Source organism: Rhodococcus sp. NPDC057135 (genome assembly GCF_042670865.1).
Classification (GTDB): Bacteria; Actinomycetota; Actinomycetes; order Mycobacteriales; family Mycobacteriaceae; genus Rhodococcus_F.
In genome coordinates this window covers 147,416-173,914 of the sequence record NZ_JBHUUU010000009.1, presented here as the reverse complement: position 1 = coordinate 173,914, position 26,499 = coordinate 147,416, and the positions used below count along the sequence as shown (strand labels likewise).

Here is a 26,499-nt window from a genome sequence, read left to right as displayed (position 1 = left end):
CTTACCGTTCACAACGTCGCAGCTGAGGGAATCGTTTCCCGGTTCCTGTACGCCTGAAGCGAACAGCGATTTTCGACGCCTGATCAGCCGAATATCGGGAGTACCCGAGCGCACGGCACCTCACGCGGATTCGACGGATCCAGCGCGTTGAGCGTCAGAGTCGCTGTTCGCTGCGACGCCACCAGCGCGATGTGATCCGACAGGTCCTGCTCGCAACCGTCCTGAACAACTATGTTCGACGCGTTCGACGCGGCGAGTATTCCGCTGCTGTACGGAACGACCACTTGATCGAACCGAGTCACGATGTTGGTGTACTCGACGTCCTCGGAGTAGACGCCGGCGTCGCGCAGTTCGGTCACGAAGGTGGCGTTGTCGAAATCCGGTCCGCCGACGCCTTCCGGCGGGCCGACCTCCGAGCCGTCCCACAACGGAGCGATGGAGACGATCTTGGAAACCTTCTCGTCGCCGCCGAGGAACTTGGCGTAGTACGCACTGACCGTCGTCCCCTGAGAGTGTCCGATCAGGTCGACCGTCGAGGCACCCGTCGACGAGAGGACGTCGTCGACGAATGCCGACAGTTGCCCTGCGCTGTCTCCGAGTGGCGCCAGACCGCCGGCTGCGGAAATCGGCCACGGCTGGTCCGTTCGATTCCCGAATGTGAGCGCAAAAACGCAGTACCCCTCGTTGGCCAGTACGGGTGCGAGTACGCCCCAATTGGTCTGACGGTTGGCCGCCGTCCCGTGCACGAGGACTACCGGATCAGGATGAGCAGCGGAAGGCGTGCACGAGAAATCGTTGGTGCCGGGAGCCGATCCGCCCGGGTTGATCGCTTCGAGAGCGATTCCGCTGAAGAAACCCGACGGAACGGGGAGAGGTTCGTTCGCCGACGCAAGAGGCGCGGCGGTCGCAGCCACGGCCGCCGCCAGGAAGAGAGCGCCCACACATGTTCTGATCCCCACCGAAGGCCTCCACACCTTGCTCAACCCACGACGGGCAATACCGAGTTGCACGGTACCGGCCGCTGATGCGCGGGGTCGAGTGCATTGAGAGCAAAAGTCGCGGCGCGCAGCGATGCCGCGATGGCGAGGTGATCGGAGATGTCTTGCTCACAACCGTCCTGAACGACGATGTTGGTGGCGTTCGGCCCGGACTCGAGACCATTTGTATACGGCAGCACTAGTTCGTCGTAGCGAGTCGTGATGTTCGTGTAGTGAACGCCCGGCGCGTAAACGCCTCCCGCACGGAGATTTTCGATGAACTCCGAACCGGCCCCCATGTTCAGACACGCCTTGCAGATCGGGAATCCGGCCTGCGCTGCCTCGGATACCCCTAGTTCGCGAAGGCTGCGGCCGATACTTGCCTGCTCGTTTCCGAGGGTTCCCTTCCACAGCGATGCCACCGAGACGATGTTGTCCACTTTGTCAGCACCGCCGAGGAACTTCGCGTAGTACCCGTTGATGATCGTGCCTTGCGAATGGCCGATGAGATCCACCGACGTTGCGCCGGTAGCACCGAGAACTTGATCGACAAAATTTGACAATTGCGCTGCGCTGGAAGGAATTTCTTGCATTCCTCCGATGGCTGACAAGGGCCACGGCTGCTCGGGGAAGTTGCCGTACGTCAGCGCGAAGACGCAGTAGCCCTCGTTGGCGAGCAACGGCGCATAGGTGGCCCAGTTGGTCTGCCTGTTTCCACCCGTTCCGTGAACGAGCACAACCGGATTGGGATGTTCAGCAGTCGGTTTACACGAAAAGTCATTGGATCCGGGAGCAGAACCGCCAGGATTTCCCAACTCCTGAGGAACGCCGGCGAGGAAGGCATTGGGCACGGGCAATGGGGCCTGGGCCGATGCCACGGAGGTGAACCCGACGAGCATCAGAGCGCCGAGAACCACGCCCCCGAACAACCTGATTCTGCGCACGACCGACTCCTCTGCGAGAGATACGAACCGTGCAGACGCTAACAAACTAGAACGCGTTATCAATCCGTTTCGGGAAAATGCGTCCCAATCCATTCGCGATCCAATTCAGACGGCCTTTTCGTAGGCCCGGCGCACCTCGGTGGAAATGCGTCCCCGGGCCGAAATCTCGAAGCCCGCTCCCTTGGCCCATTCGCGGATGGCGGCACTCTGATCGCGGTCGGCAACCGGGCGCGATTTGGTCACCGCTCCGTTGACCGATTTGGCTGAATTCGACTTTCTTGCATGGGGAATCCACTTTTTCAACGCATCACGCAGTTCCGCGGCGTTGGCGGCGGTCAGATCGATTTCGTATGCAACTCCGTCGACGGAAAACTCGACAGTTTCGTCAGCGGGCGATTTCTTGTCCAGATCGTCAACCATCGTGACAACAACCTTTTTCACCACGACTATTCCTCCCCAGATCTTTCGATAAGCAGCGACAATAGCACCTGGACAAACGTCCTGTCTCGGCTGATCCGGATGATTGGGACTACTCACCACCGGGTATGCCGGTTGACTTGTCTTGCGACAAGGACAGTGCCGATACACTCTTTGCGACGCATCGGGGGATGCATCCAGAGGGGGAATCATGACAGAAGACGGCTCGAGAAAAGACCTCTACCGAGCGCTACTGCGAATCGGCGGAGCCATCGCCGGGCTCTACGCATTCTTTTCCATCATGGGACACATCAGCAACGCACACACCGACGAACTCCCACCAGCGGAATCACTCGCAACCGCACTCGCCCCACCCGTCAACACCACAAGCACAACGCCGCCCCCACCACTGCCACCGGGATTCCCATCACTGGATCGACCACCACCCAAAATCGAGGTCGAACCCGGCCAACCCCAACCCATAGCCACCAAATTCGGCCTCACATACGACATCCCGGCCGACTGGAAGAACGCCGCAACCTCAGTCGCTGGATGGAATACGAAATGGGGTCCGGTTACATTTGGTGCGCTCGGCCAGTACAGAAGAAACTATTGCTCGGCCGTTGATGGCAGCACCCTCGCCCTGACTGGGGCCACAGGGCGCAACGGCGTCGACATCGACACCGCAGCACAAGAATGGGTCCACAAAGCCGAGGCAATCTTCGCCGCCAAGAACGGCACTCGCGCCAGCATCGCTTACAGCGGACCCACGAATTTCACCATCTCCGGACGCCCTGCGATCCGATACACCGCAATCGCCACCAATATCTCGGCGGACAACGAATGCGATCCGCCCTCAGCACAATTCGATGTCGTCACCACACCCGGTTACTCCACAGCCGAGGTCATGGTCTTCCTTGTCCAGTCAGATCAGGGACTACCTGACACTCTCAACCAGAGCACGATCGACCAAATCATCGCAACAATACGAAAGTCCGAAACTCAGGCGACCGCGCATGGATGAATCCTTTACCGCCGATTCGAGCGAAATCGCCGGGCTGTCGAAACTTGCTACTCAGATCGGCGAGGACGCTGGCGTCGGCTGCCGCTTGGTATTGCACCACACCGCTCCGTTCGGAGATTTTGATGGCGAGTTGATGCGACTACTCTCAACGCCACTCCAGGCGTACACCGATGTCACCTACCGCCGCTATGCCAACTTGGCATCCGGTTGCGCTACTACCGGCATGCATCTCAATCGTGCTGCGTGGATGTACCACGATCAAGAGAAGCGAAACTACGATGCGCTGAACGCGCACAGTGAAATGTCAATTGTGGACATGTCGCCCTACAATTCCGAGAATCCAATACCTGGCCCCGCCGTGCCGTATGACAGTCCAGCAGAGTTCAAGCCGGCAAACGCCGTCGACTTTCCACCACCCCAGTCTGCGACCGACGACATCCGAAAGGTCATCGCAGAATCTGCGGGGTGGGTGGGAGACGTCGACAACGGATTCAAGATTGTGACCGGATGGAGCCCGCTGGAACGACTGATCGCACCGCTGAGCGGTAACTGGAACGAGCTCAAACGGATCGGCGACGCATACAAAACCGGCGGCGACGGCATCGAAAAATGCGGCTTGAATCTCGAAGACGGAACGAAGCGAGTCGGCGAGAGCTGGGACGGCCTGGCCGCCCAGTCGTTCGACGGATACTCACGCAAACTGTCGGAAGCGTTGAAATGGGAAGGCCCACACGGTCGCGTCGTCAAAGAGGTTCTGTACGTTCTCGCGGATCAGATCCGACGCGGTGTCGAATCAGCCCTTCGATTCTTGGAACGAAAACTCGATGATCAGGTTCAAATTACCGACGGGACATCGGCTATGAAATGGGTTCTTCGCCGAGTTCCGTATGCCGGACCATCCATCATCACGGTAGAACTGGTCAGCGCAGCATTCTCGACCGCACAGAAAGTTCAGGAAATTGTCGACGATATCCGAGTCCTGGTCGAATGTTTGAAGGAGTTCCTCGATCTCGTCACCTCACCATCCGGCAAGCTGAGCGAGATGTCCGAACGGTTACTCGCACCGGTCGTCGACACACTCGACGACGCGAATAAGAAGACCGAACTGGGCCTGTCGATCGCCGGTGTCGCGGATGCGGAGGGCGTGTTGAATACGCCGAAGACCGGCTACAACCCGGGGACCGGTCGCGATCCGTGGGCTGATGCCGTATGAAACCCGAGATACCTCCCGAGCTGCGCAGCAGCTACGACAAGATCATGAAAGCAGCGGCCGCGGTGGACGATGCAGCGATCAAGTTGGACCGGGTCACGGACGGGGACTGGGACTCCCGGATCGACGTCACCGACCACTTGCTGAACTTTCTAGCCGACAGACCCGAAGCCTCAGCCGAACTTCGCCACTATGCAGCAAGGGTGGCGGCAGGCGAATGTCGTTGGGAACAAATCGAATCCCAACTTCGAGCGCTCCCCGCTGAACTGGTCGAGCTGAAGAACTCACCCAGATTCATCTGGTTCTCCGCACCGCCGATATCTGACGGGGACGAAGACTACGAACCGTACCGAATCCCTTGGGAGCGTCCCAACTGAAAAAGGTTCGGCCGCAACATGTGCGGCCGAACCTTGATCGAAGTAAAGCTAGCGAGCGGACGGACGGACGATCGGGAAGAGGATCGTCTCGCGAATACCGAGGCCGGTCAAAGCCATCAGCAGTCGATCGATTCCCATGCCGGTGCCCGTTGTTGGCGGCATGCCCTGTTCCATCGCGGCGAGGAACTCCTCGTCCAGCACCATCGCTTCGTCATCGCCGGCCGACGCGAGGCGCGCCTGATCGACAAAGCGCTCACGCTGGATGACCGGGTCGACAAGTTCGGAGTAGCCGGTCGCCAACTCGAATCCGCGGATGTACAGGTCCCACTTCTCGGTGACACCCTTCTTGCTGCGGTGATCACGGGTCAGAGGCGACGTCTCGACCGGGAAGTCACGGACAAACGTCGGCACGTACAGCTGATCGCCGCACTGGTGCTCCCACAGCTCCTCGACGAGCTTGCCGTGGCCGTAACCCTTGTCCTTGGGAACCTCGAGGCCGACCTTCTCCGCCAAGGCGAGAAGCTCGTCGACCGTCGTATCCGGGGTGACCTCGGTACCGATGGCCGCCGACAACGACGGGTACATCTCGAGGACCTGCCACTCGCCACTGACGTCGTACTCGGAACCGTCGGCGAGGGTGAGGACCTGCGTGCCGAATGCTTCCTGCGCAACTTCCTGGACGAGTTCACGAATCATCTTCGCGGAATCGTCGTACGTGCCGTAAGCCTCGTACGTCTCGAGCATTGCGAACTCGGGCGAGTGGGTGGAGTCGACGCCCTCGTTGCGGAAGTTGCGATTGATCTCGAAGACCTTCTCGATACCGCCGACGACGCAACGCTTGAGGAACAGTTCCGGCGCGATACGCAGGTACAGGTCGATGTCGAGAGCGTTCGAATGCGTGACGAACGGACGAGCTGCCGCCCCGCCGTGCAGCGTCTGCAGCATCGGCGTCTCGACCTCGAGGAAGCCGCGGCTCTCGAGCGCATTGCGCAACGCACGGACAACAGCAACACGCTTGCGGGCGTTGTCACGAGCCTCGGGGCGAACGATCAGGTCTGCGTAGCGCTGACGCACCCGGGACTCTTCGCTCATCTCCTTGTGCGCAACCGGCAGGGGGCGAAGCGACTTGGATGCGATCTGCCAGGCGTCGGCCATCACGCTGAGCTCGCCGCGACGGGAGCTGATGACCTCACCGTGAATGAAGACGAAGTCGCCGAGGTCGACGTCGGACTTCCAGGCGGCCAATGCCTCTTCGCCGACGCCGGCGAGGCTGATCATGGCCTGCAGCTGGGTGCCGTCGCCTTCCTGCAGAGTCGCGAAGCACAGCTTGCCGGTGTTGCGCATGAAGATGACGCGGCCGACGACTCCGACCAGCACACCAGTCGCCGTGTCCGGCTCGAGTTCGGGGTACTCCGCGCGGATCTGCGCGAGCGTGTGGGTGCGATCGACCGAAACCGGGTACGCCTCCTGCCCCTGCGCCAGGATCCGTTCACGCTTCTCGCGCCGGATCCGGAGCTGCTCGGGGGTGTCGTCGACTGGCTGGGCTTCTACATCACTCACGGGGTACAAGACTACTGGGCCGTGTCCACCGCGTTTGTTGCTGGTAGCACCGCGGCCACCGCGAGCGCGATTCCCGACAGCACGTACAGCCCGACCCGGACGTGATTCCACATAGTCCAACCAGCCTCGTACGACGCCCATGCGGCTGCGTCGGTAGCGCTGACCGAGGCAAACGCGTCGTTGCGGGGGACGTGGTAGATCGCGGTCACCGCGAAGGACGCGAGCACCCCGACGCATCCGACAACGGCAATGACCCAGCCGTCCGGTCTGGAGATCGATGCCCAGATTCCAGCGGCGATCGCGGTGAGCGCCGATCCGACCAGCGGCAGCATCAACGCACTACGCGGCGCTTCGACGTTGATCGCCTGCATCGACGTGATCGCGGTATGTGCATCCAACGACCGCAGGGCGGGCATCACAAAGGAAGAGAAGGCAAACAACGCACCACCGGCGACGAGCGCGCCGAGTGCAGTCACGCCGACCAGTAGCTCCAGAATGATCTCGGACTTCTTCATGACCAAACCCCCATTCGAGCGGTCTCGGCGGCAAAGGTGGTGAAATCTCGAGCGGGTCGTCCCAGGACCTCTTCGACAACGCCGGTCACGCTTTGATTCCGTCCGTCGAGAACCTCGGCAAACAGGTACGTGAGTAACTCCAGGACGTCACTCGGGACGCCGACTTCCGCCATAGCGTCGGAAAATTGTTGGAGTCCAATTCTTTCGAATGTCACGGGACGGCCCGACGCCGTTGAAATCGCATCCACTGCCGCCGCGAAAGTGAGCAACTCAGGACCTGTCACCTCGAGGACTCGGCCGAGGAGATCGGTTCGAGTCAACGCGGCCACCGCGACATCGGCGAGATCGTCGACGTCGATGAAGGGCTCCCCCACCTCACCGACCGGAAGTGCCAGGTGGCCTTCCTGAATCGGATCGAGTAGATACCCCTCACTGAAGTTCTGGGCAAACCAACTGGCCCGCACCACGGCCCATTCCAGACCGCTGTCGGCCAGAACCTGTTCGGCTTTCTGCGCCGCCGGTTCACCCCGTCCGGACAGGAGCACTATGCGGCGAACCCCTTCGCGATCCGCGAGATTCGCAAACTCCTCGATGTGTGTGCTCGATCCCGGAACAGCCAGATCTGGCGCATACGTCACGTATGCCACTTCGGCGCCGGACACCGCGGGCCGCCACGTCGTCTGATCGTTCCATTCGAAACGCGTCCCGGATGTTCTCGACGCGATTCGGGTACGGATTCCCGCTGTCGTCAGCCTCTGCGCAACGCGCGCACCGGTCTTGCCGGTACCACCGATCACCACTGCCGACTGAATTTCACTTGTTGAGGTCATGTACTCATTCGACCGCGCGACGGGAATACGATCCATAGCTGAAGGTCGCAAAAACATACGCCAGCGTCTACCGTCGAATTATGGATGCATTGTCGATGATGCTGGCCGGGTCGCGGGCGGAAGGTGCATTTCTATTGCGCTCGTTGCTCGATCCACCGTGGTCACTACGTATCGAGGACCACGCACCCGTCACCGTGCTGATTCTGGTTCGCGGCAGCGCAGTCATCGTCTCCGACACCGGACAGACCGAGAATCTCGGAGCCGGCGACGTGGCACTTCTGAGAGGTTCTGATCCCTATACCGTCGCTGATCAACCCGGTACCCCGGTCCACGTACTCATCGACGAAGCGCAGAACTGCGCCGCGGTCGACGGCTCACCACTCGAGGACATGTCAGTGCTCGGGGTTCGCACATGGGGTAACTCTACGAGCGGCGAGACCGTCATGCTCACGGGCACATACCGTTTGGACTCCTACGTCAGCCGCCAGATCCTCGACAGCCTGACACCCGTCGCGGTCGTGCGACGCAGTATCGAAACCGAGCCGATGACAACGCTTCTGGAGCAACAGATCGCCTCCGACGGGCCAGGGCAGGAGGTGTTGTTGGACAGGCTCCTGGACCTGGTCCTGATCTCGGCGGTCCGAACGTGGTTCGCCGAGAACCCGGATCGATCACCGCGGTGGATCAAGGCATACGAAGATCGCGTCGTCGGGCATGCCTTGAGGCTCATACACAATCGGCCGGAACACTCCTGGACGGTCGCGAGTTTGGCTCAGGAAGCCGGCAGTTCGCGAGCAGCCTTTGCTCGCCGGTTCACCAACCTCATGGGAATCGGGCCGGTGGGATACCTGACCGAGTGGCGACTGTCCGTGGCGGCAGATCTACTCGCAGACCCGGCACGAACGGTGTCCTCGATCGCGCGAGAAGTGGGCTACTCGAGCCCCTTTGCCCTCACGACGGCCTTCACCCGCCACCACGGAGTGAGCCCGAAGATGTACCGCCAGACCCGCTGTGCGCCTTTATTAACCGCCCGCGGTTAATAAAGGCGCACAGCAAATACCTCAATGAGCGGAAACAGCCGCCAACTCGCGGGAGCAATGACGCACCCCGCTGAGCGCACCGAGCAGGCCGGCGGCCTTGATCGCCTGGTACCCGCCCACCAGATCGGTGGCCTTGTGCAGGCCGAGCTGCTGCAACGACGCTGCGGCGAGGCTCGAGGTGTAACCCTCCGAGCACACGATCACCCACTCGACGTCGTGGTCGGTGGCCAATGCGAGGTGTGCGCTGCTGGTGGGGTCGAGGCGCCATTCGAGCACGTTCCGCTCGATCGCGAGTGCGCCGGGGAGAGTTCCCTCGATGGCGCGCTGCGCCTGCGGACGAATGTCGACGAAGATTGCTCCGCGGTGAAAGGCCTCGGTGAGCTGGAAGACGTACATGCGATCGATCTGTGCGCGAGCGTCGTCGAGCATTTGGTCGATGGTCATTTGGTGCCCCCCTCGGGCAGGTCGGTCAGCTCGGTACGTGTGCGGCGAAGTGTCCGGTGGTCCGTCACTTCGTAGAAGGACATAGCCGTCAGCGGCGGCGAGTACGCGTGAACACTCAGAGTCGGTGCATCAGAGCTGATTTCGACCGGAGCACCGGGAGCATCCGTCGAACGTACGACATCGTGAACCCATCCGAGCGGGAACGAAGCCTGATCGCCGGCGTCGAGCTGGCGTTCCACCAGGGTGTCACCGGCCCAACGGAATTCGGTGAGCGAACCACTGAGGACGGTCAATGCGCCGAACGAGCCTGCGTGGTCGTGCAATTCGGTATTGCGTTCGGGTACCCAGCTGATGAGCCACACATCGACGTCGTCGTCCGCGTGCAAGCGGGTGGACCAACGGTCGAGCGTCGGGAAGGCGTCGGGGATGAGGTGATCGAAACGGCCGTCGAGCACGCCGTTTGCTCCCTCGTCGGTCAGTCGCAGCAAATCGGCCGGGCGAAGGCGGGTGGGCAACGAGGCTCCAATCGGGCGACGTCCGGAGGGCCCACGATTGATGCCACGACCTGCGGAAACAGCGCGGTCAACAGTAAGGGTTGGGGCCAAAACAGAGAGATCTGCAGAATATGTGGATAGCACGAGCTAGCTCCAAGGAGTGTGAATTGGTCAAGGCAGCGGTCAGCCTCGACAACACTCCTGAGCACCCATGCAGCGATTCACGAGCACCATTGTGGCATAACTTTCGTAATCGCGAAACTGCTGGGCCAAAACCATCGATCAGGCGACCGGTCGTCGACCGGATCCGCGACGCGCCTGATTGCGCTCGAAGACCAACCTCAGCCCTTCGAGGGTGAGGTCGCGTTCGAAGTGATCGATGGTGTCGGATTCGGGGATGATCAGCGGTGCACTGTCCCCGGTTGCGATCACGGAGACGTCGTCACCACCGAACTCGGGCAATTCGTCGCGTACGCGGTTGACCAGTCCGTCCACGAGGCCCGCAAAGCCGAATACCGCGCCGGACTGCATGCATTCGACGGTGTTCTTCCCGACCACCGAACGAGGACGCACCAATTCGACCTTGCGCAACGCAGCAGACTGCGACGCCAAGGCGTCGGTCGAGATCTCGAGCCCGGGCGCGATACAGCCGCCCAGGAACTCACCCTTGGCGGAAACGACGTCGACACAGGTCGACGTGCCGAAGTCCACGACGATGCACGGACCCTCGTAAAGATGGTGCGCGGCAAGGCTGTTGACGATACGGTCGGCTCCGACTTCTTTGGGGTTGTCCACCAGCAGCGGCACCCCGGTGCGCACGCCCGGCTCGACCACGACATGGGGAACATGCCCCCAGTACCGCTCGAGCATGACGCGGATCTCACGCAAGACGGACGGCACCGTCGACAACGCGGCGACACCGGCGATCTGATCGACATGAGTACCCAACAGCCCACGGAAGGTCAACGCCAACTCGTCGGCAGTCATCCGAGGGTCGGTTCGCATTCGCCAGTCCTGCAACAGCTTCGAATGCTCGCCAGTTCCGGAAAACAACCCGAGAACGATGTTGGTGTTCCGCACGTCGACCGTGAGCAGCATGGATTACACCAGACTGGATTCGCGCGAGGCCTCGAGTGTCGACAGCATGCGCGGGGTGATCAGACCCGAACCCTCCGGCGCGTGAGCCGGGTCGGAACCGAGCTCGATCTGCTTGTTGTCGGCATCGACGAACACGACGCGCGGGGAGTACTCCTTGACTTCTTGCTCGTTCATCACGCCGTAGGCGATGAGAATGACCAGGTCGCCGGGCTTGACCAAATGCGCTGCTGCACCGTTGATTCCGATGACACCCGTTCCGCGCTCACCGGCGATGACGTACGTCTCGAGACGCGCGCCGTTGTCGATGTCGACGATGCACACCTGTTCGCCTTCGAGGAGGTCGGCGGCGTCCATCAGATCCTGGTCGACGGTGACGGAGCCAACGTAATGCAGGTCGGCGTGAGTCACGGTGGCGCGGTGGATCTTCGACTTCATCATTGTGCGAAACATATCCAGGTCCTTACTCGTGAAAAGTGCTCAGTGAGACAGCAGGTCGTCGATGGCGTCGGCGGATGGATCGGTGTCACGCTCGAGGAAGCCGGTTCCCACGGCAACTCCGACATTGTCGATCAGACGGGTCGTTCCGAGCTTGGCGGCCACCAACAGTCGGCCGTCACCCCGCTCGGGAGCGGGGCCCAGATCGACGCCCCGAACCTCGAGGTAGTCGACCTCGATTTCCGGAACAGCTGCCAGGACAGCGCGTGCGGTTTCCAGAATTGCTTCCGCTCCCCCGGCCGCCGCGTGTGCACCGGCGATCAGAGCTGCGGACAGCGCGACCGCTGCGGCGCGCTGACTCTCGTCGAGGTAGCGATTGCGAGAGGACAACGCGAGGCCGTCGAACTCGCGGACCGTCGGAACTCCGATGATCTGTACGTCGAAGTTGAGATCCCACACCATCTGACGGATGAGCGTCAGCTGCTGATAGTCCTTCTCGCCGAAGTACGCGTGATTGGGTGCCGCGATCTGCAGCAGCTTCGCCACGACCGTCAGCATTCCCGCGAAGTGAGTGGGGCGTGCGCCGCCTTCGAGTTCGCTACCCAGCGGTCCGGGAACGATGGTGGTGCGCTGACCACGCGGGTACATCGTCTTGGCGCTCGGCGCGAACACCAATTCGACGCCCTCGGCGCGAAGCAGGTCGAGATCGGCATCGAGAGTGCGCGGATACGCGTCCAGATCTTCGCCGGCACCGAACTGCAGCGGGTTCACGAAGATGGAAACGATCACGACGGCGCCGGTGACCTTGGCCTGACGAACCAGTTCGATGTGGCCCGCGTGCAGCGCACCCATCGTCGGAACGAGCGCCACCTGACGCCCGACTCCACGCAGTGCCCGCGAGACGCGCCGAAGCTTGTCCGGATCGTGGTGCACCGTCAGTTCGCCGCGCTTGTATCCGCCCTGCAAATCACTCACGACGGTCACCTCCCGTTTCAGTCAAGATGTCGAACAATTCGGTGGGGGCGCCCACCCGCTGGGCCGATCGCAAGGACATCGCTCGATAGCCGGCAGCGAGCTCCGGATCCAGTTCTGTCAGTACGCGCAAATGTGTGTCGACGGCAGCGGCATCGCCGCGTGCCACCGGGCCGGTCAACGCCGAGGGACCGCGTCGTAGTGCGTTGTCCAGGGCGGCCGACAACAGCGGTTGCAGGACACGCTCGGCCACTCCACCCGGATCGCCGTCGATCAGCTGCTGACCGAGCAGCTCGTCACCCTGCAACGACGCTCGCAGCGCCTCGACAGCGTCGACAACGAGGGTGACCAGGTGATTACTGCCGTGAGCCAGTGCAGCGTGGTAGAGCGCGCGGTTCTCCTCGCGCACTCGGACCGGCTCGCCGCCGATCTCGAGGACGAGAGACTGCGCGATCGCGTATCCGATGTCGTCGCCGGCCGTGATTCCGAAGCACGCCGACGACAGCCGCGCAGTGTCCTCGTCGTGACCGGTGAACGTCATCGCCGGATGGATAGCCAAGGGCAGTGCGCCCAGTTCGGTCAGCGGAGCCAGGATCGCAATGCCGTTGGCGCCCGACGTGTGGGCGACGAGCGTGCCCGGCTTGACGGCTTTCGTGGCCGCGAGCCCCCGAACAAGATCAGCAAGCTGATCGTCCGGAACTGCGAGAATCAGCAGTTCGGAGCGAGCTGCGACGTCGGCAGCCGGAAGGATTTCGGTATCGGGAAGCCGCTTCACAGCGCGGGCGACCGAGGCACTGGAGACTGCGGAGCAAGCGCTGACAACATGACCGGCTCGCTCCAACGCGGCACCGACAGCTGTTCCGACCCGGCCTGCGGAGACAATTCCTACCGTCAATCGCGCAGGTGCAGGTCCATTAGTGATCCCGAAGGAAGTCACCGGATTCCTCTCGTTCGTTCCAGTCCCGCTCGGCGGGTACCAGACGTTCTGCGTCCGAGGATATCCTTCGCCCGAACCGTCATGCCATGGCCGGGCGAGTGATCTGCGACTCAGTCCTCTCGGCGACGGCGTCGACCGGAGCCCTCGGACGGGTTGGTCGAACTCAGATTTGCCATTATTTCGGCGACGGTCAATCCGTTGGAATGAGCACCACTCGCGGCATCCTCCGGGGCAGCGCGACGACGACGGCGCGGCTCTGCGTCGGACTCAGCGGCGGGTTCACGTTCTGTTTCCGCAACAATCTCGGGAACAACCTCGGGCACCTCTTCGACGACGGCGTCTTCGATGACGGCGTGTTCGATGTTCGGGGCCTGGGCGGGAGCCTTGATTTCTGGCTCGACCGGCTCCGAATCCTTCTCCACCGGAACATTTTTCACCGTTCGTGTCGGCGAGGAACTCACAGAGCTCACCGGAGAACTCTTCGGGGCCTGGTTCCGGGTCTGGTCCTGGGGCTTCTGCGTCTCCTGCGGCTTCTGCGTCGGTATGACGCGCGGCGCCACGAAGCTGCTGTCGCGCCACGACGTCTCGGCGAACACCACGGTTGTCTCGGCAGTCACCGGATCGTCGTTGGGCGAAGCCAACCCGCCGACGTTCGGTGCCGGTTGGCTGGGCCCGCTCTGGCCGGCGCCGGGAACGTACAGTCCCGACGGTGCCGGCTGGTACGCACCGTACGAACTACCGCCAAGTTCCGGTACTCGCGTCGAATCGGTCTTGAGCGCGGTCTGTTCGGGCAACAGTCCACCTTCGAAAAGCGCTTCGAGGTTCCGGCGCAGCGCGACCAATTCGGCGCGCAGCCCGGCCAGTTCCTCCGCGTCGGCGGTCACCTCACGGCGCACACGGCCTTCGACGCTCAGTTCGTACTCGCGTCGAGCGGAAATTTCACGTTCGAGCTGCAGTTCGTACACGGTCTGTAGATCGGCAACCTTGGCTTTGTCCAGTGCCGACTCACGCCGATACTTGGTCATGGCGATAGCGCCGAGGGTGGCTGCCCACAGAGCGACGACCAGTCCCACCCGAAGAAGCTGAACGCTGTTGCTGAAAATCAGGAACAGCGAAGCAATGACAGCAAGTGCCAGAAGAGCAGCAATGATCATCTGGCTCGCGCTGCGCTTGCTTCGGCGCGCAGACTTCGATCGACCAGAATTTGTCATGGTTGCCAGGGTACTTGCCGAGACCGGGGTCGCCACGTACCTCGGTGGGTGATTTGCCGACCAGGCTGTCAGTGCGCCGGCTCGTCAGGTGTATCTTCCGGCGTCTTGCAACAATGTTCGAGCCACAGAGCTGCCGCTACCAGCGCAATTGCGGCGCCCAACCCCACCCACGCGCCCGGCGTGTCGGAGGCCGCGGCCTGCAGAACCGAGCGCTGTGGGATGAGATACACCAGCACTCCAACCCAGACACCCACGGTAGCTGAACCGACCAAAGCGGATGCTTTTGCCAATGCCAGCGCGCGGGCCGCAGTGATCGGATGGAGTTGTCTGAGCCCGTCGCCGACCTGACGATTCTTGACGCGCGCACGAATGACAAAAGCGAAGACGGCTTCGGCAACGGCCACGAAGTACAGCGACGCTCCCGCATAAACAGGGATGGGCGGCATCGAACCGTAGAACACGCGAATCAGAATCCAGGTGGCCACGGCCGCAACCGCGGCCAGAACCGCGAGTTCACTGATCCGGGTCGGCTTCAAGCCCTTGTCTTGTTCGGTCACCGCGCAAGCACCACATCGGTAGTGCGAACACCTTCACGTTCGCTGCGATCGAGGCCGCCGAGAATTTCTGCCACCGACAACGTCCGACCATCGACGATCAGCGTCGCATCAGGCTCGACGTCCAGCCACGGAACGAGCACGAAGGCACGAAGATGAGCCCGGGGGTGCGGAAGTGTGAGTTCAGGATCGGAACTGACGACGCCTTCGCAGTCGACCACGTCCACGTCCAGGCTCCGGGGTCCCCAACGCTGTTCGCGCACCCGATCTGCGGCTTCCTCGAGAGCTTGCGAACGGCGAAGCCATTCAACGCTGTCGGCCTCGGGATCGTCGACCACCACCACCGCGTTGTAGAAATCCTGCTGCTCGACGCCACCCCACGGCGCCGTCGAGTAGACCGGTGAGACAGCAACGACGGCGCTGCCCAACCCGTCGACAACGGACTGCAGGTGAGCCACGCTGTCGCCGATGTTGGAACCGATCGACAGAACAGCGCGTGTCATGCCGACCTGGTCCGATGTGCGACGACGGCGACGTCCGCGAAGACCAGCGGAATCGGCGCCGACGGCTTGTGGACCACGACCTCGACGCTCTCGACTCGCGAATCCTTCATGACGCCGTCAGCGATCTCGGCAGCGACGGTCTCGATGAGATCGCGCGAAGGGCCGGCGACGATGGCTGCGGCGGCTTCCGCCAACTCACCGTAGTGCAGGGTCTGGGTCAGATCGTCCGACGCCGCGGCGGGCGCCAGGTCCATCCACACCGTGATGTCGATGAAGAAGTCCTGACCGTCACGCTTCTCGTGGTCGAACACTCCGTGATTGCCGCGAACCTTCAGCCCGCGCAATTCGATTCGGTCCCCCATGTCAGGCCCTTTCTCGTCCACGGTTCCAGGCGTCGACCACGGCAATTGCGTCGAGCGAGGCTTGTGCGTCGTGCACCCGAACTCCCCAGGCACCTTCGCGCGCTGCAAGGGCGGAGACCACGGCCGTCGCAGTCTCACGGCCGGCCGGCGGGCGCGGATTGCCTTCGGGATCGCTGAGCAGAGACCCGAGGAACCGCTTACGGGAAGCGCCGACCAGGACCGGGAATCCGAGTGCGTTGAACTCGGGCAAGGCCCGCAACAGAGCCCAGTTGTGGTCGGCGTTCTTCGCGAACCCGAGGCCGGGGTCGAGGATGATCGACGACGAATCAACGCCCGCCTTCAACGCCAGGTCGACCTGCGAAAGCAGTTCGTCACGGACGTCTCGGACCACGTCGTCGTAGTGATCGGCACTGCCACGATGGACGTAGTCGCGGGCCGAGCGCCAATGCATGAGGATCCAGGGCACTCCGGCGTCGGCAACCACGGACGCCATGTCGGGGTCCGCGCGACCGCCCGAGACGTCGTTGACGATCCCCGCACCCGCTTCGATCGCGGCCGCGGCGACAGAAGCACGCATCGTGTCGACGCTGACGCGGATTCCCGCAGCAACCAGTTCTTCGATCACCGGGGCAATACGATCGGCCTCGAGTTTCGGGTCCACTCGGGTGGCACCGGGACGCGTCGACTCACCGCCGATGTCGACGATGTCGACGCCAATGCGTTGCAGCTCTAGCCCACGAGAGATCGCCGCGTCACGATCGAGGAATTGGCCACCGTCGGAAAACGAATCGGCGGTGACGTTCAAAATCCCCATCACGACCATCCGGGCCGGATCGCTGTCTGCAACGGAAGCCGCGGACATCTCGCTCACTTACGAAGGATGAGGTCCAGCGCTTCGGACCGTGAGGCCGCGCTGGATTGCAGGAGCCCACGAACCGCAGACGTGGTCGTGCTGGCTCCGGGCTTGCGGATACCGCGCATCGCCATGCACAGATGCTCGGCTTCGATGACGACGATGGCTCCACGCGGGTCGAGCTTGCGCATCAAAGCATCTGCGATCTGACTGGTCAGGCGTTCTTGAACCTGCGGACGCTTGGCGTACAGGTCGACAACACGCGCCAGCTTCGACAAACCGGTGACCTTGCCGGACTTTCCCGGGATGTAGCCAACGTGGGCGACGCCGTGGAAGGACACCAGGTGGTGCTCGCACGTCGAGAACATCGGAATGTCTCGCACGAGCACCAATTCCTGGTGACCCTCGTCGAAAGTCGTGTTCAACGCGTCGTCGGGCTCGGAGTACAGACCCGCGAAGATCTCCTTGTACGAGCGCGCCACCCGGGCCGGCGTATCGAGCAGGCCTGGGCGCTCCGGATCTTCGCCGACCGCGATCAACAATTCCCGTACGGCAGCCTCTGCCCGCGCCTGATCGAACGGGCGGCCCGTTCCGAGCGACACCAGTTCACTGGCCACATCATTCACCGACAACCGAACTCTCCTCGAGAATTGTTCACAGGTCCCCCGCCGCAGAGCCTAGTGGCGCAAGGTCAGCGAGATCCGTCCGGTCCGTCCCAGCGAACGGTGCTCGGTCCCTCGTCCTCAGCCGAATGATGCGGCGGAGGAGTTTGCGGCTGTTCCGGTGCGGGGCTCTGCCACTGGTTTTCACCCGACGGGTTTCCCCGGTTCGGATCGGCGAAAGGTCCACTGTCCGGGTACTGCACCGGGTAGTCGGGCTGTGCGGGGTAACGGCGGCCGGGGTGCTGCTGCTCCGGGTACGCCTGCTGTCCCGGATGCGGCTGACCGTACTGCCCCTGATCGGGCTGGGGCTGACCGTGTTGGGGCTGACCGTACTGGCCCTGCTGCTGGTTCGGCGGGTTCGGATTCTGTCCACCGGTGTATCCACCCGACTGCTGTCCGGGGTACGTCGGCGACTGGTTCTCACGCGGAGGCCAACCCGGTGCCGACCATCCGGCGGGCGCTCCGTAGTCGGGTGTTCCCGGTTGCGGAGTCTGCTGCGGCGCACTCGGCTGCGGGTACGAAGGCTGCGCGTAGCCGTTCGAGGGTCCCTGGTTGCCGTTGTTGGGGAGACCACCGTTGTTGGGGGCACCGCTGTTGGGTGCGCCGGCCTTGACGAGAACTGGTGCGGCAGCGGGCTCCGGCCAGGTTTCGCCGCGCTCGATCGCGAGTTCACGCGGAGTTTTCACCGGCGGACGATCCGAAGGCGTGCGACCGCCGAAATCGTTGAAAGCCGTGATGCGCGGACGCTTTTCGACGCCGGCAAGGATCTTCTCGAGGTCCTTGCGAGTCAACGTCTCACGCTCGAGCAGTTCGGTAGCGATGAGGTCGAGCGCATCGCGGTACTCGTTGAGGATTGCCCACGCTTCGGTGTGCGCTGCCTCGATGAGGTTGCGCACCTCCTCGTCGATTTCACGAGCGATCTCGTGTGAGTAGTCGGACTGCACGCCCATCGAACGGCCGAGGAACGGATCCCCGCCCTCCTGGCCGTAGCGAACCGCGCCGAGCTTGGCACTCATGCCGTATTCGGTGACCATCGCGCGGGCGATCTTTGTCGCCATGTCGATATCGGACGACGCTCCCGTGGTGGGCTCGTGGAACACCAGCTCCTCGGCGGCGCGTCCACCCATTGCCATGACGAGACGCGCGATCATCTCGGAACGCGTCATCAAACCCTTGTCGTCCTCGGGCACGGTCATCGCGTGACCGCCGGTGCGACCGCGAGCGAGGATCGTGACCTTGTAGACCGGCTCGATGTCAGGCATTGCCCAAGCAGCGAGCGTGTGACCGCCCTCGTGGTAGGCCGTGATCTTCTTCTCGTGCTCGCTGATGATGCGACTCTTACGCCGCGGTCCACCGACAACACGGTCCACCGATTCCTCGAGCGAGGCTTCGGTGATGACGGTTCCGTTTTCGCGTGCGGTGAGCAGCGCAGCCTCGTTGATGACGTTGGCGAGATCGGCACCCGACATTCCGACGGTCCGCTTGGCGAGACCTTCGAGATCGGCGTTGGGATCGATCGGCTTGCCCTGCGAGTGCACGCGCAGGATCGCGCGGCGGCCGGCGAGGTCGGGGGCGCCGACCGGAATCTGGCGATCGAAGCGTCCCGGACGCAGCAGTGCGGGGTCCAGGATGTCGGGGCGGTTGGTTGCGGCGATCAAGATGATGCCGGTGCGGTCACCGAAGCCGTCCATCTCGACAAGCAACTGGTTGAGCGTCTGCTCGCGTTCGTCGTGTCCACCGCCCAGACCTGCGCCGCGCTGACGACCGACGGCGTCGATCTCGTCGACGAAGATGATGCAGGGGCTGTTCTGCTTGGCCTGCTCGAACATGTCGCGAACACGCGAAGCACCGACACCGACGAACATCTCGACGAAGTCCGAACCGGAGATGGTGAAGAACGGGACGCCGGCTTCGCCTGCGACAGCGCGAGCGAGCAGCGTCTTACCGGTTCCGGGAGGGCCGTACAGCAGGACGCCGCGCGGAATCTTGGCGCCGAGTGCCTGGTAGCGAGCCGGGTTCTGCAGGAAGTCCTTGATCTCGTACAGCTCTTCGACAGCCTCGTCCGCACCGGCGACGTCGGCGAACGTGGTTTTCGGCATGTCCTTGGTGAGCTGCTTGGCCTTCGATTTACCGAATCCCATGACTCCGCCGCGACCGCCGCCGCCCTGCATCCGGTTCATCACGAAGAAGAAGATGCCGAACAGAATGATCATCGGCAGCACGAACAGAAGGATCGACGTCAGCCAACTCTCCTGCGTGACCGAAGTGTTGAACTTGTCCGCACCGGCGCCTTCGACCTTGTCGAAGATCTGCTCGGACGCACTCGCGGGGTACTTCGCCAGGATCTGCGTCTTACCGTCGGTGGCGTCGTTGCCGTTCTTGAGCCACAGGCGAACCTGCTGCTCACGGTCGTCGATCTGCGCCGACGCAACGTTCTTGGCGTCGAGTTGGGAGATCGCGACCGACGTGTCGACGGTCTTGAAGTCGCGGGTGTCGTTGCTGAAGTAACTGAAGGCATAGATCACCAACAGCACGACGGCTACGAGTAGCACGTTACGGAACACAGTCTTACGGTTCATACAGGTCGGCCGATGTGGCCGGTCCTTTCGAGAGTGCGGGTCTGCCAGGTCGCCTTCCGGCTGCCAACCGGACACCTGCAGGTTACCGCGATCGGCCCCATCGATGCCCGCCAGCAGCCGTGCCGCTTGGTCGGAACGGTCGTCACTGTGTTCAACGTGCGTATTGCCGATCAGGTTCCCGGGCTACGCCGCAGCACAGTTTCCCGTGAGCGAACACGCTCATAGCGGTTATCGTGCGCTTTTCCGACGCTTTGTCGAGCTGGTTTGGCCGAGGCGCCTCAGACGGTCTCGGAGAGGATTCCCGCGACAGCGTCGGCGGCGCCCGATTGGTCACCGTCGATGATGCGGTGCGCGAGCTGATCGAGTCGCGCAGACAGCCGAGCCGACGACTCGGGCACGTCCGCCTGCTGGGCGATGGTGTCGTCGAGATCAGCCAACAAGCCACCTCCGGCAAGGTGCCTGACGCAACGCCACGTCTCGGCGAAGTTTCTCGCGGTCCCGTCGTCGGTCAGCATCGCGACCCGCAGCGCAGCGTTGGGATTCGACGCCGCCGCCCGAGCCAGGCCGGCCATGATTGCTTCCCGCGCCGCCGTCAGTTCGTCGACGGTTCGATCCTGCAACCGCACGCCCGAGGCCGTGGAGCGGCCAGCCTCGGGCGTCGGTGCTTCACGAATCACTGCGCCGTTGCCGTGCTGGATTTCGACTCGGCCCCGGATCTCGAGAGCAACGAGCGCCTGAGCCAGCGATGCGCGGCTCACGCCGAGTTCGGCAGCCAGGCTGCGTTCGGGAGGAAGCCGATCGCCGGGCGAAAGACCTTGAGCCTCGATGAAATTCGAAATGTGCTCGGCCAACTGCTCGTACAGACGCGGACGCTTCAATCGTCCGGGCAGGCCCGAGCGCGAGCCGGGCGATGACGTCGAATTCATGCCTCGGAGTGTACTTGACAAATGGAGCAGTGGCAGAGAGGCTAGGCCAATTCCAAGTGATGCAGACCACAAGCTGGTCGCGAACGGATTGAGAGTTCGATGGCAAATGTCATAGCCCTGTCAGTACTTGTCCTGGTGTTCGTCATATCCACCGTGAGGTCGGTGAACATGGGTGCGCTTGCCCTGGTGGCTGCCTTTGTCGTCGGAACACTGGTCTTCACCGTCGATACCAGCGAGATCCTCGACGGCTTCCCGGCCAGTCTCTTCGTCATCCTGGTCGGCGTCACCTATCTGTTCGCGCTGGCCAGAAACAACGGCACGGTCGACTGGATCATTCACGCGGCAGTTCGGGCGGTCAGAGGACGAGTGGCCCTCGTGCCGTGGGCGATGTTCGCGGTGTGCGCGGCCGTCACCGCCATGGGCGCGGTCAGTCCCGCTGCCGTCGCCATCATCGCGCCCGTGGCGATGGGCTTCGCCACCCGCTACCGAATCCACCCCATGCTGATGGGCTTCATGGTCGTCCAGGGCGCAACGGCGGGCAGCTTCTCCCCCATCGGAATCTTCGGCGTCATCACCAACGACGTCATGCGCCAGAACGGCCTCCCGTCGAGCCCGGCCTTGCTGTTCGTCTCGACCTTCGCGGCCGCGGCCGTTGTTGCTGCCATCGCGTACGCCTCGTTCGGCGGTCGCGCCTTGATTGCGCGCGGCGCCTCCGAGCGCGTGCTCGTCAACGCAGTCGGCAACGCGACTGGCGGCGGCGACACCATCACCGGTTCGGGTTCCGGTGACAGCTCGAAGGGTGGCGGCAAGTCCTCCGGTGGGACCGCTCCGCACGAGGGAGCACTCAATCTCGAGCGCCGACTCACCCTGCTCGGACTGGCGTCACTTGCTCTCGGCGCCTTGGTCTTCGACCTCGACGTCGGATTCACCGCACTGACCGTCGCGGTACTTCTCACCCTGATCTTCCCTGCCTCCGCCCGCGGCGCCGTCGACAAGATCAGCTGGGGCACCGTGCTCCTCATCGGCGGAATTGTCACGTACGTCGCTCTTCTGCAGAACCAGAACACCGTCCAGTGGCTCGGGGATTCGGTTGCACACGTCGGCATTCCACTGCTCGCGGCCTTCTTGATCTGCCTGATCGGCGCGATCGTATCGGCGTTTGCATCCACCACCGGAATCCTCGGAGCACTTATCCCCTTGGCTATTCCCTTCCTCATGACCGGTCAGGTCAATGCAACCGGCCTGGTCATCGCGCTGGCAATCTCCTCGTCTCTGGTCGATTGCAGTCCGTTCTCGACCAATGGCGCACTGGTGGTGGCGAACGCCGCTCCGGAAGAACGCGACGTGGTGTTCGGGCTGACGATGCGGTGGGGCATGACCATCATGGTGGTGACGCCGATTCTCGCCTGGTTGCTGTTCGTTGTTCCCTGGTCCGTCTGAATCTTCGCTCAAAGAAAGGGAACTCGCGATGAACAGCGAATCCACACTTCTGCGCTCCCTCGACCCTCGCACATTCGACGACCACGAGGCGGCGGTCAGTTTCGGCGAAGGCGCGACCCTCTCTCGCGCCGACCTGTTGGCCGCCGCCACCGCGGTCGCCGATCAAATACATGGTGCACAGCGAGTGGCAGTACAAGCCGCCGCCGGCCTCGAGACGGTGGTCGCCGTCACCGGCGCACTGATCGCCGGTGTGGCCGTGGTCCCGATCCCACCGGACTCCGGCCCGCTCGAGCGTCAGCACATCATCGCCGATTCCAAGGCCGAACTTGCACTCGGAGAGGGACCGTCGGATTCAAGCATCCCGTTGATTCCCATCGATATTCACGCGCGATCCGCGACGTCTTATCCCGAACCGAACGCGGCTGCTACCGCACTGATCATGTACACCTCGGGAACAACCGGAGCACCGAAAGGCGTCGTCCTCTCGCGAGCGGCGATCGCAGCAGATCTCGACGCACTTGCCCACGTGTGGGATTGGACTCCGGAGGACATACTCGTCCACGGGCTGCCCCTCTTCCACGTCCACGGACTGATCCTCGGGGTGCTGGGCGCGTTGCGCGTGGGCTCGCCGCTGATTCATACCGTCAGACCGACCCCGGATTCGTATGCGGCCGCGGGTGGCTCGTTGTACTTCGGTGTTCCGACCGTCTGGTCACGCGTGTGCGGTGATCCCTCGGCGGCGGCAGCATTGCGATCTGCGCGCTTGCTCGTGTCCGGCAGTGCACCACTTCCGGTTCCGTTGTTCGAGCGGATGAAATCGCTGACCGGGTTGGCTCCCGTCGAGCGCTACGGAATGAGTGAAACTCTCATCACCGTCAGCACAACGCACGACGGTGAACGCCGCCCGGGTTGGGTCGGGCACGCCGTTCCGGGAGTCAGGACGAGGTTGCGCGGTGAGAACGGTGAATTGTCGGCGCACGACGGTGTGCAGCTAGGTCAACTGGAAGTCGCGGGAGCCGTGCTCTTCGACGAGTACCTCGGGAACCCCTCGAAGACAGCGGAATCCATGACCGAGGACGGTTGGTTCCGCACCGGCGACATCGCGGTGATCGACGACAGCGGATTCCACCGCATCGTAGGTCGCGAGTCGGTCGACATGATCAAGTCCGGTGGATACCGCATCGGTGCCGGCGAGGTGGAACAGGCCCTTCTCGCATACCCGGGTGTTCGCGAGGCCGCCGTCGTCGGTGTGCCGGACGACGACCTCGGACAGCGCATAGTCGCCTTCATCGTCGGCGACGTATCGGACTGTGCAGTGGTTTCGGACTTCGTCGCCGAATCACTGTCGATCCACAAACGCCCTCGCCAGGTGTGTCTGGTCGACAGCTTGCCGCGCAACGCCATGGGCAAGGTGCAGAAGAAACTGCTGACGCCCTGAAGGCATGCGTGTTTCCCTCGAAGCGCGCTCACTCACTGTCTGGTGACCACGACGACGGCGTCAGCCATCCGATCGTGAAAACCGCGTACATCCGGTGCAGAGCTGATCGAGACGATGATCGCGATCGAAATACCCACTGTTACAACAGTACCCAGGATATTAGCGATACTGCCCAACGACATCGTGTTCAGCATGCCGACGAGCTCGTCACCACTACCGAGCATGGCCAACGCCGATACAGCCGATCCGAGGTACATGGGGATCACGAATGCATTCCGTTTGAAGGATTGCGCCAGGGTCGGGCGCGCACCTCCTACCGAGCGAACGCCTGTTCCGAGGGCGAGTTTGCCCAGGGTGACCCCGAATGCTGACTCTCCCCACACGAAGTACACGATCGAACCCATCCCGATCAGGAGGCCGATCAGACCCGAACTTGTCCGGTAGGCATCGAAGTCGAAACCGTTTCCGAGCGTCGCGGTGGAGATCATGCCGCCGACGACCGACACCACTGCGAGAATGGCAAAATCGATGAACCGCGCGGCAACTCGTATCCCGGCTCCGGCCGGCCGAAGACCACCAGGCCGGAGTGGAACGCCGGTCGGCGCATACCCCAGGTTCGGTTGCGGCACGGCCAGCGGCGGTGCAGCCAGTTGCACGGGGTCGCTACCGGAGCGGGATTCCGGTGTGTTCGAGGTGAAGGTCTCGGTCGCAGGTTCGGGTTCGGGTTCGGGTTCGGGTAGACCGAATTGCCCAGCAGCCCTTCGATCCAACGCCTCATCCACAGCAGGATCGCCCAGCGCTCCGAGCCACGTCACAAGATCGTCGTACGTCGACGGATTCGCGGCAATCACCGGCCGCAACTCCGGCGAACTCGACGCGATCTCGAACAGCACCGCCGCCGGGGTCCGCGGATCTCCAGCCTCGAGAGCACGCCCCGAAGGCTTCACCGTCGCAGGCACCGACACGGGCACGGGCACGGGTACGGGTTCAGGCTCGGGCTCAGGCTCAGGCTCAGGCTCAGGTAGACCGAATCGCCCAGCAGCCCTTCGATCCAACGCCTCATCCACAGCAGGATCACCCAGCGCTTCGAGCCACGTCACAAGATCGTCGTATGTCGACGGATTCGCGGCAATCGCCGGCCGCAACTCCGGCGAACTCGACGCGATCTCGAACAGCACCGCCGGCGGGGTCCGCGGATCCGCAGCCTCGAGAGCACGCCTCGAAGACTGAACGGGCTGTCCGACATTCGGTGCCGCGCCTGGAACGGTGGTAGCCGAAGCGAACAGTTGCACCCCCGCATACAGATTCCGAACCGCTGGTGAGACTGTGACAGCGAGAGCGACCACAACCACAAGCACCGCCATAGCGAAGTCGAATATCCATGCACTGTAATATATTTCGCCGTACATGGATGACTGCACCACCAGACGAGCAATCATCAGAACGAGCAGCGCGAGACAGACTCCGAGACCGACCTCGCGCGACGGGCGAGGATCGGACGAAGAATAACGAAGCGACAGCGCTCTGACTCCGACGACGGCAAGAATCCCGACGAGTATTGCGAGAACTGCGAGCACTAACGCATCTCCCCACAGCACGATACCGAATTGTGTTACTGCCATCGTTATTTGGTAGAAACCGACGCCGAAGCTCCACACCGCAATCAAAAGCATCCCGTTTCGCGCCGCTCCGAGCCAGATGTATCCGGGGTGCGTCCCGTCTCCGACGGACGCGACTTCGCACGGAATGAACGCAATTGCAGCTGCGGCAGTCAAAAAGGTAATGCCGTAGTACGGACTGGCTGTCACGGTGTGGAAGAGTTCGACACTTTCACCCTCGCTGATCGAGAGGAGTAGCCCCGCTGCCAGGAGCGCGATGCCGAGCGCGGCCACCGTTAGACGCCAGGACGCAAACCGTCTGGCGAGACCGACTGCCGCAACGCCCACCACGACGATCGGAACGGCGGACGACACGAAGAGAACGAACAGGCTCTCGAAAGTCTGTGGCCCGTCGTAATATCGGTAGCGACTGGCGAAGACCAAGATGTAGATCAGCGCGAGTAGCGCCGAGGCCACTGACGACCCCCAGGCCACAAACACAAGCGGCTTCACTAGCGCCAACCATCGCGGCGCGGTTCGAGGGTCGATGCGAATTTCGGCCGCTCGCGGTTGAGCTGCGAGCAAGGCACCGGCAAGACCGAACCACGCTCCAGCGCCGACCCCGTTGCCGGTGAAAATATTCGAACTCTCACTGAATCGGAACATTCCACGAATGACGTCGTAAGCGACAAGACCTACGACAGTGGCAATGAGGGGTCCGTTGGCCACCAGACGCAGCACCCGTATCTGCCCCACATTCCAATTCGGCCCGAGCATTCCGAGGCGCGCCACGTACGGTAGTGACAGCGACGCCAGCGACAGCAGTGACGGCAGAACCAGAAGCACGACAAGACCACTCGAACCGACGCGGGTTATCCCGACGGTGACACTCCACGGTAGGAAGAACGACACGAACAGCAGTACCGCGGCTGTGCCGTCGCGGGTGTAGTCCCCGATCCGAATATCCTCGAACGCAGATCGCGTCGGTGAATAGCTCTGGGGCGGTGGATAGCCCTGCGCCGACGGATAGATGCCCTGCGGCTGGGGCACACCGTTTGTCGACGGTTCACTGTGTTGACGCGAGTTGTCTGCGGTCATT

General features: G+C 62.7%; 27 protein-coding genes. 6 read left to right on the top strand and 21 right to left on the bottom strand.

Annotation, left to right across the window (positions count from 1 at the left end; all coding sequences use genetic code 11):
- Positions 1-83: 83 nt before the first annotated feature.
- The 3 genes from ACFT1A_RS18665 to ACFT1A_RS18655 form a co-directional block, all read right to left on the bottom strand.
- Positions 84-953 (bottom strand): esterase/lipase family protein, encoded by an 870-nt coding sequence (locus ACFT1A_RS18665; protein ID WP_378448273.1) that lies wholly within the window; start codon positions 951-953, stop codon positions 84-86.
- Positions 954-979: 26 nt separating this feature from the next.
- Positions 980-1,876 (bottom strand): esterase/lipase family protein, encoded by an 897-nt coding sequence (locus ACFT1A_RS18660; RefSeq protein WP_378448272.1) that lies wholly within the window; start codon positions 1,874-1,876, stop codon positions 980-982.
- 150 nt (positions 1,877-2,026) lie between these two features.
- Positions 2,027-2,365: an Lsr2 family protein gene (locus tag ACFT1A_RS18655; RefSeq protein ID WP_378448176.1), complete on the bottom strand. Its 339-nt coding sequence runs from the start codon at positions 2,363-2,365 to the stop codon at positions 2,027-2,029.
- Between the two features lie 184 nt (positions 2,366-2,549).
- Here ACFT1A_RS18655 and ACFT1A_RS18650 point away from each other — a divergent pair, with 184 nt between their 5' ends.
- The 3 genes from ACFT1A_RS18650 to ACFT1A_RS18640 are packed head-to-tail and all read left to right on the top strand — an operon-like array spanning position 2,550 to position 4,949.
- On the top strand, positions 2,550-3,362 hold the full coding sequence (locus ACFT1A_RS18650) for a hypothetical protein (RefSeq protein ID WP_378448175.1): 813 nt from the start codon (positions 2,550-2,552) through the stop codon (positions 3,360-3,362).
- Positions 3,355-4,575: a hypothetical protein gene (locus ACFT1A_RS18645; RefSeq protein ID WP_378448174.1), complete on the top strand. Its 1,221-nt coding sequence runs from the start codon at positions 3,355-3,357 to the stop codon at positions 4,573-4,575. Before ACFT1A_RS18650 ends, ACFT1A_RS18645 begins: the two co-directional genes overlap by 8 nt.
- Positions 4,572-4,949 (top strand): hypothetical protein, encoded by a 378-nt coding sequence (locus ACFT1A_RS18640; RefSeq protein ID WP_378448173.1) that lies wholly within the window; start codon positions 4,572-4,574, stop codon positions 4,947-4,949. The genes ACFT1A_RS18645 and ACFT1A_RS18640 overlap by 4 nt, the downstream gene beginning before the upstream one ends.
- A gap of 48 nt (positions 4,950-4,997) precedes the next feature.
- Here ACFT1A_RS18640 and lysS read toward each other — a convergent pair whose 3' ends face one another.
- Genes lysS through ACFT1A_RS18625 form a run of 3 tightly spaced genes read right to left on the bottom strand, consistent with a single transcriptional unit; the run spans position 4,998 to position 7,854 of the window.
- Complete coding sequence (lysS, locus tag ACFT1A_RS18635) at positions 4,998-6,509, bottom strand: lysine--tRNA ligase (RefSeq protein ID WP_003945834.1); 1,512 nt, start codon at positions 6,507-6,509, stop codon at positions 4,998-5,000.
- An 11-nt stretch (positions 6,510-6,520) separates the two neighbouring features.
- Positions 6,521-7,024, bottom strand: coding sequence for a DUF1772 domain-containing protein (locus tag ACFT1A_RS18630; protein WP_378448172.1), 504 nt, complete (start codon positions 7,022-7,024; stop codon positions 6,521-6,523).
- On the bottom strand, positions 7,021-7,854 hold the full coding sequence (locus tag ACFT1A_RS18625) for an NAD(P)H-binding protein (protein WP_378448171.1): 834 nt from the start codon (positions 7,852-7,854) through the stop codon (positions 7,021-7,023). Before ACFT1A_RS18625 ends, ACFT1A_RS18630 begins: the two co-directional genes overlap by 4 nt.
- Before the next feature lie 80 nt (positions 7,855-7,934).
- Between ACFT1A_RS18625 and ACFT1A_RS18620 the strand changes: the two genes are divergently transcribed.
- On the top strand, positions 7,935-8,894 hold the full coding sequence (locus tag ACFT1A_RS18620; RefSeq protein WP_378448170.1) for an AraC family transcriptional regulator: 960 nt from the start codon (positions 7,935-7,937) through the stop codon (positions 8,892-8,894).
- A gap of 21 nt (positions 8,895-8,915) precedes the next feature.
- On the opposite strand, the gene ACFT1A_RS18615 is transcribed toward ACFT1A_RS18620, so the two are convergent.
- The 14 genes from ACFT1A_RS18615 to ACFT1A_RS18550 all read right to left on the bottom strand — a co-directional run bounded on the left by ACFT1A_RS18615 (position 8,916) and on the right by ACFT1A_RS18550 (position 20,924).
- Complete coding sequence (locus ACFT1A_RS18615) at positions 8,916-9,338, bottom strand: rhodanese-like domain-containing protein (RefSeq protein ID WP_003945445.1); 423 nt, start codon at positions 9,336-9,338, stop codon at positions 8,916-8,918.
- Positions 9,335-9,895, bottom strand: a complete 561-nt coding sequence (locus tag ACFT1A_RS18610; protein ID WP_378448271.1) for a cysteine dioxygenase — start codon at positions 9,893-9,895, stop codon at positions 9,335-9,337. Before ACFT1A_RS18610 ends, ACFT1A_RS18615 begins: the two co-directional genes overlap by 4 nt.
- Positions 9,896-10,114: 219 nt before the next feature.
- The gene (locus ACFT1A_RS18605) at positions 10,115-10,930 is read right to left on the bottom strand and encodes a type III pantothenate kinase (RefSeq protein WP_230816726.1); all 816 of its coding nucleotides are present in this window, start codon (positions 10,928-10,930) and stop codon (positions 10,115-10,117) included.
- A gap of 3 nt (positions 10,931-10,933) precedes the next feature.
- Positions 10,934-11,380: an aspartate 1-decarboxylase gene (gene panD, locus ACFT1A_RS18600; protein ID WP_003945761.1), complete on the bottom strand. Its 447-nt coding sequence runs from the start codon at positions 11,378-11,380 to the stop codon at positions 10,934-10,936.
- Between the two features lie 27 nt (positions 11,381-11,407).
- The gene (gene panC / locus ACFT1A_RS18595) at positions 11,408-12,340 is read right to left on the bottom strand and encodes a pantoate--beta-alanine ligase (RefSeq protein WP_378448169.1); all 933 of its coding nucleotides are present in this window, start codon (positions 12,338-12,340) and stop codon (positions 11,408-11,410) included.
- Positions 12,333-13,274 carry a Rossmann-like and DUF2520 domain-containing protein gene (locus ACFT1A_RS18590; protein ID WP_378448168.1) on the bottom strand — a complete coding sequence of 314 codons (942 nt, stop codon included), beginning with the start codon at positions 13,272-13,274 and terminating at the stop codon, positions 12,333-12,335. The genes panC and ACFT1A_RS18590 overlap by 8 nt, the downstream gene beginning before the upstream one ends.
- 110 nt (positions 13,275-13,384) lie before the next feature.
- Positions 13,385-14,485 carry a DUF6779 domain-containing protein gene (locus ACFT1A_RS18585; protein WP_378448167.1) on the bottom strand — a complete coding sequence of 367 codons (1,101 nt, stop codon included), beginning with the start codon at positions 14,483-14,485 and terminating at the stop codon, positions 13,385-13,387.
- 68 nt (positions 14,486-14,553) lie between these two features.
- A complete protein-coding gene (locus tag ACFT1A_RS18580; RefSeq protein ID WP_230816814.1) occupies positions 14,554-15,021 on the bottom strand; it encodes a DUF3180 domain-containing protein in 468 nt (155 codons plus the stop codon).
- A gap of 17 nt (positions 15,022-15,038) precedes the next feature.
- Complete coding sequence (gene folK / locus ACFT1A_RS18575; RefSeq protein ID WP_378448166.1) at positions 15,039-15,542, bottom strand: 2-amino-4-hydroxy-6-hydroxymethyldihydropteridine diphosphokinase; 504 nt, start codon at positions 15,540-15,542, stop codon at positions 15,039-15,041.
- The gene (gene folB / locus ACFT1A_RS18570) at positions 15,539-15,904 is read right to left on the bottom strand and encodes a dihydroneopterin aldolase (protein WP_378448165.1); all 366 of its coding nucleotides are present in this window, start codon (positions 15,902-15,904) and stop codon (positions 15,539-15,541) included. Before folB ends, folK begins: the two co-directional genes overlap by 4 nt.
- 1 nt (position 15,905) lies before the next feature.
- Positions 15,906-16,766 carry a dihydropteroate synthase gene (gene folP / locus ACFT1A_RS18565; RefSeq protein WP_378448270.1) on the bottom strand — a complete coding sequence of 287 codons (861 nt, stop codon included), beginning with the start codon at positions 16,764-16,766 and terminating at the stop codon, positions 15,906-15,908.
- Between the two features lie 5 nt (positions 16,767-16,771).
- Entirely contained in the window at positions 16,772-17,389 is a 618-nt protein-coding gene (gene folE / locus ACFT1A_RS18560; RefSeq protein ID WP_019746783.1) for a GTP cyclohydrolase I FolE, read from the bottom strand.
- 59 nt (positions 17,390-17,448) lie between these two features.
- Positions 17,449-19,998, bottom strand: a complete 2,550-nt coding sequence (gene ftsH, locus ACFT1A_RS18555) for an ATP-dependent zinc metalloprotease FtsH (protein ID WP_378448164.1) — start codon at positions 19,996-19,998, stop codon at positions 17,449-17,451.
- Positions 19,999-20,276: 278 nt separating this feature from the next.
- A complete protein-coding gene (locus ACFT1A_RS18550) occupies positions 20,277-20,924 on the bottom strand; it encodes a FadR/GntR family transcriptional regulator (protein ID WP_378448163.1) in 648 nt (215 codons plus the stop codon).
- 99 nt (positions 20,925-21,023) lie between these two features.
- On the opposite strand from ACFT1A_RS18550, the gene ACFT1A_RS18545 reads away from it, so the two are divergent.
- Positions 21,024-22,364: an SLC13 family permease gene (locus ACFT1A_RS18545; protein WP_378448162.1), complete on the top strand. Its 1,341-nt coding sequence runs from the start codon at positions 21,024-21,026 to the stop codon at positions 22,362-22,364.
- 28 nt (positions 22,365-22,392) lie between these two features.
- A complete protein-coding gene (locus ACFT1A_RS18540; RefSeq protein ID WP_378448161.1) occupies positions 22,393-23,802 on the top strand; it encodes an acyl-CoA synthetase in 1,410 nt (469 codons plus the stop codon).
- 32 nt (positions 23,803-23,834) lie between these two features.
- Here ACFT1A_RS18540 and ACFT1A_RS18535 read toward each other — a convergent pair whose 3' ends face one another.
- Complete coding sequence (locus tag ACFT1A_RS18535; protein ID WP_378448160.1) at positions 23,835-26,498, bottom strand: RDD family protein; 2,664 nt, start codon at positions 26,496-26,498, stop codon at positions 23,835-23,837.
- Between the last annotated feature and the right edge of the window lies 1 nt (position 26,499).

What these genes read in the sequence shown, in the direction of transcription:
- ACFT1A_RS18640 (WP_378448173.1), top strand. Translation starts at nt 4,572, where the DNA reads ATGAAACCCGAGATACCTCCCGAGCTGCGCAGCAGCTACGACAAGATC.
- panD (WP_003945761.1), bottom strand. Translation starts at nt 11,380, where the DNA reads ATGTTTCGCACAATGATGAAGTCGAAGATCCACCGCGCCACCGTGACT.
- ACFT1A_RS18630 (WP_378448172.1), bottom strand. Translation starts at nt 7,024, where the DNA reads ATGAAGAAGTCCGAGATCATTCTGGAGCTACTGGTCGGCGTGACTGCA.
- ACFT1A_RS18645 (WP_378448174.1), top strand. Translation starts at nt 3,355, where the DNA reads ATGGATGAATCCTTTACCGCCGATTCGAGCGAAATCGCCGGGCTGTCG.
- ftsH (WP_378448164.1), bottom strand. Translation starts at nt 19,998, where the DNA reads ATGAACCGTAAGACTGTGTTCCGTAACGTGCTACTCGTAGCCGTCGTG.
- ACFT1A_RS18625 (WP_378448171.1), bottom strand. Translation starts at nt 7,854, where the DNA reads ATGACCTCAACAAGTGAAATTCAGTCGGCAGTGGTGATCGGTGGTACC.
- ACFT1A_RS18535 (WP_378448160.1), bottom strand. Translation starts at nt 26,498, where the DNA reads ATGACCGCAGACAACTCGCGTCAACACAGTGAACCGTCGACAAACGGT.
- ACFT1A_RS18585 (WP_378448167.1), bottom strand. Translation starts at nt 14,485, where the DNA reads ATGACAAATTCTGGTCGATCGAAGTCTGCGCGCCGAAGCAAGCGCAGC.
- ACFT1A_RS18620 (WP_378448170.1), top strand. Translation starts at nt 7,935, where the DNA reads ATGGATGCATTGTCGATGATGCTGGCCGGGTCGCGGGCGGAAGGTGCA.
- ACFT1A_RS18605 (WP_230816726.1), bottom strand. Translation starts at nt 10,930, where the DNA reads ATGCTGCTCACGGTCGACGTGCGGAACACCAACATCGTTCTCGGGTTG.
- ACFT1A_RS18550 (WP_378448163.1), bottom strand. Translation starts at nt 20,924, where the DNA reads ATGAATTCGACGTCATCGCCCGGCTCGCGCTCGGGCCTGCCCGGACGA.
- ACFT1A_RS18650 (WP_378448175.1), top strand. Translation starts at nt 2,550, where the DNA reads ATGACAGAAGACGGCTCGAGAAAAGACCTCTACCGAGCGCTACTGCGA.
- ACFT1A_RS18540 (WP_378448161.1), top strand. Translation starts at nt 22,393, where the DNA reads ATGAACAGCGAATCCACACTTCTGCGCTCCCTCGACCCTCGCACATTC.
- folB (WP_378448165.1), bottom strand. Translation starts at nt 15,904, where the DNA reads ATGGGGGACCGAATCGAATTGCGCGGGCTGAAGGTTCGCGGCAATCAC.
- ACFT1A_RS18660 (WP_378448272.1), bottom strand. Translation starts at nt 1,876, where the DNA reads ATGCTCGTCGGGTTCACCTCCGTGGCATCGGCCCAGGCCCCATTGCCC.
- ACFT1A_RS18615 (WP_003945445.1), bottom strand. Translation starts at nt 9,338, where the DNA reads ATGACCATCGACCAAATGCTCGACGACGCTCGCGCACAGATCGATCGC.
- folK (WP_378448166.1), bottom strand. Translation starts at nt 15,542, where the DNA reads ATGACACGCGCTGTTCTGTCGATCGGTTCCAACATCGGCGACAGCGTG.
- folP (WP_378448270.1), bottom strand. Translation starts at nt 16,766, where the DNA reads ATGTCCGCGGCTTCCGTTGCAGACAGCGATCCGGCCCGGATGGTCGTG.
- ACFT1A_RS18545 (WP_378448162.1), top strand. Translation starts at nt 21,024, where the DNA reads ATGGCAAATGTCATAGCCCTGTCAGTACTTGTCCTGGTGTTCGTCATA.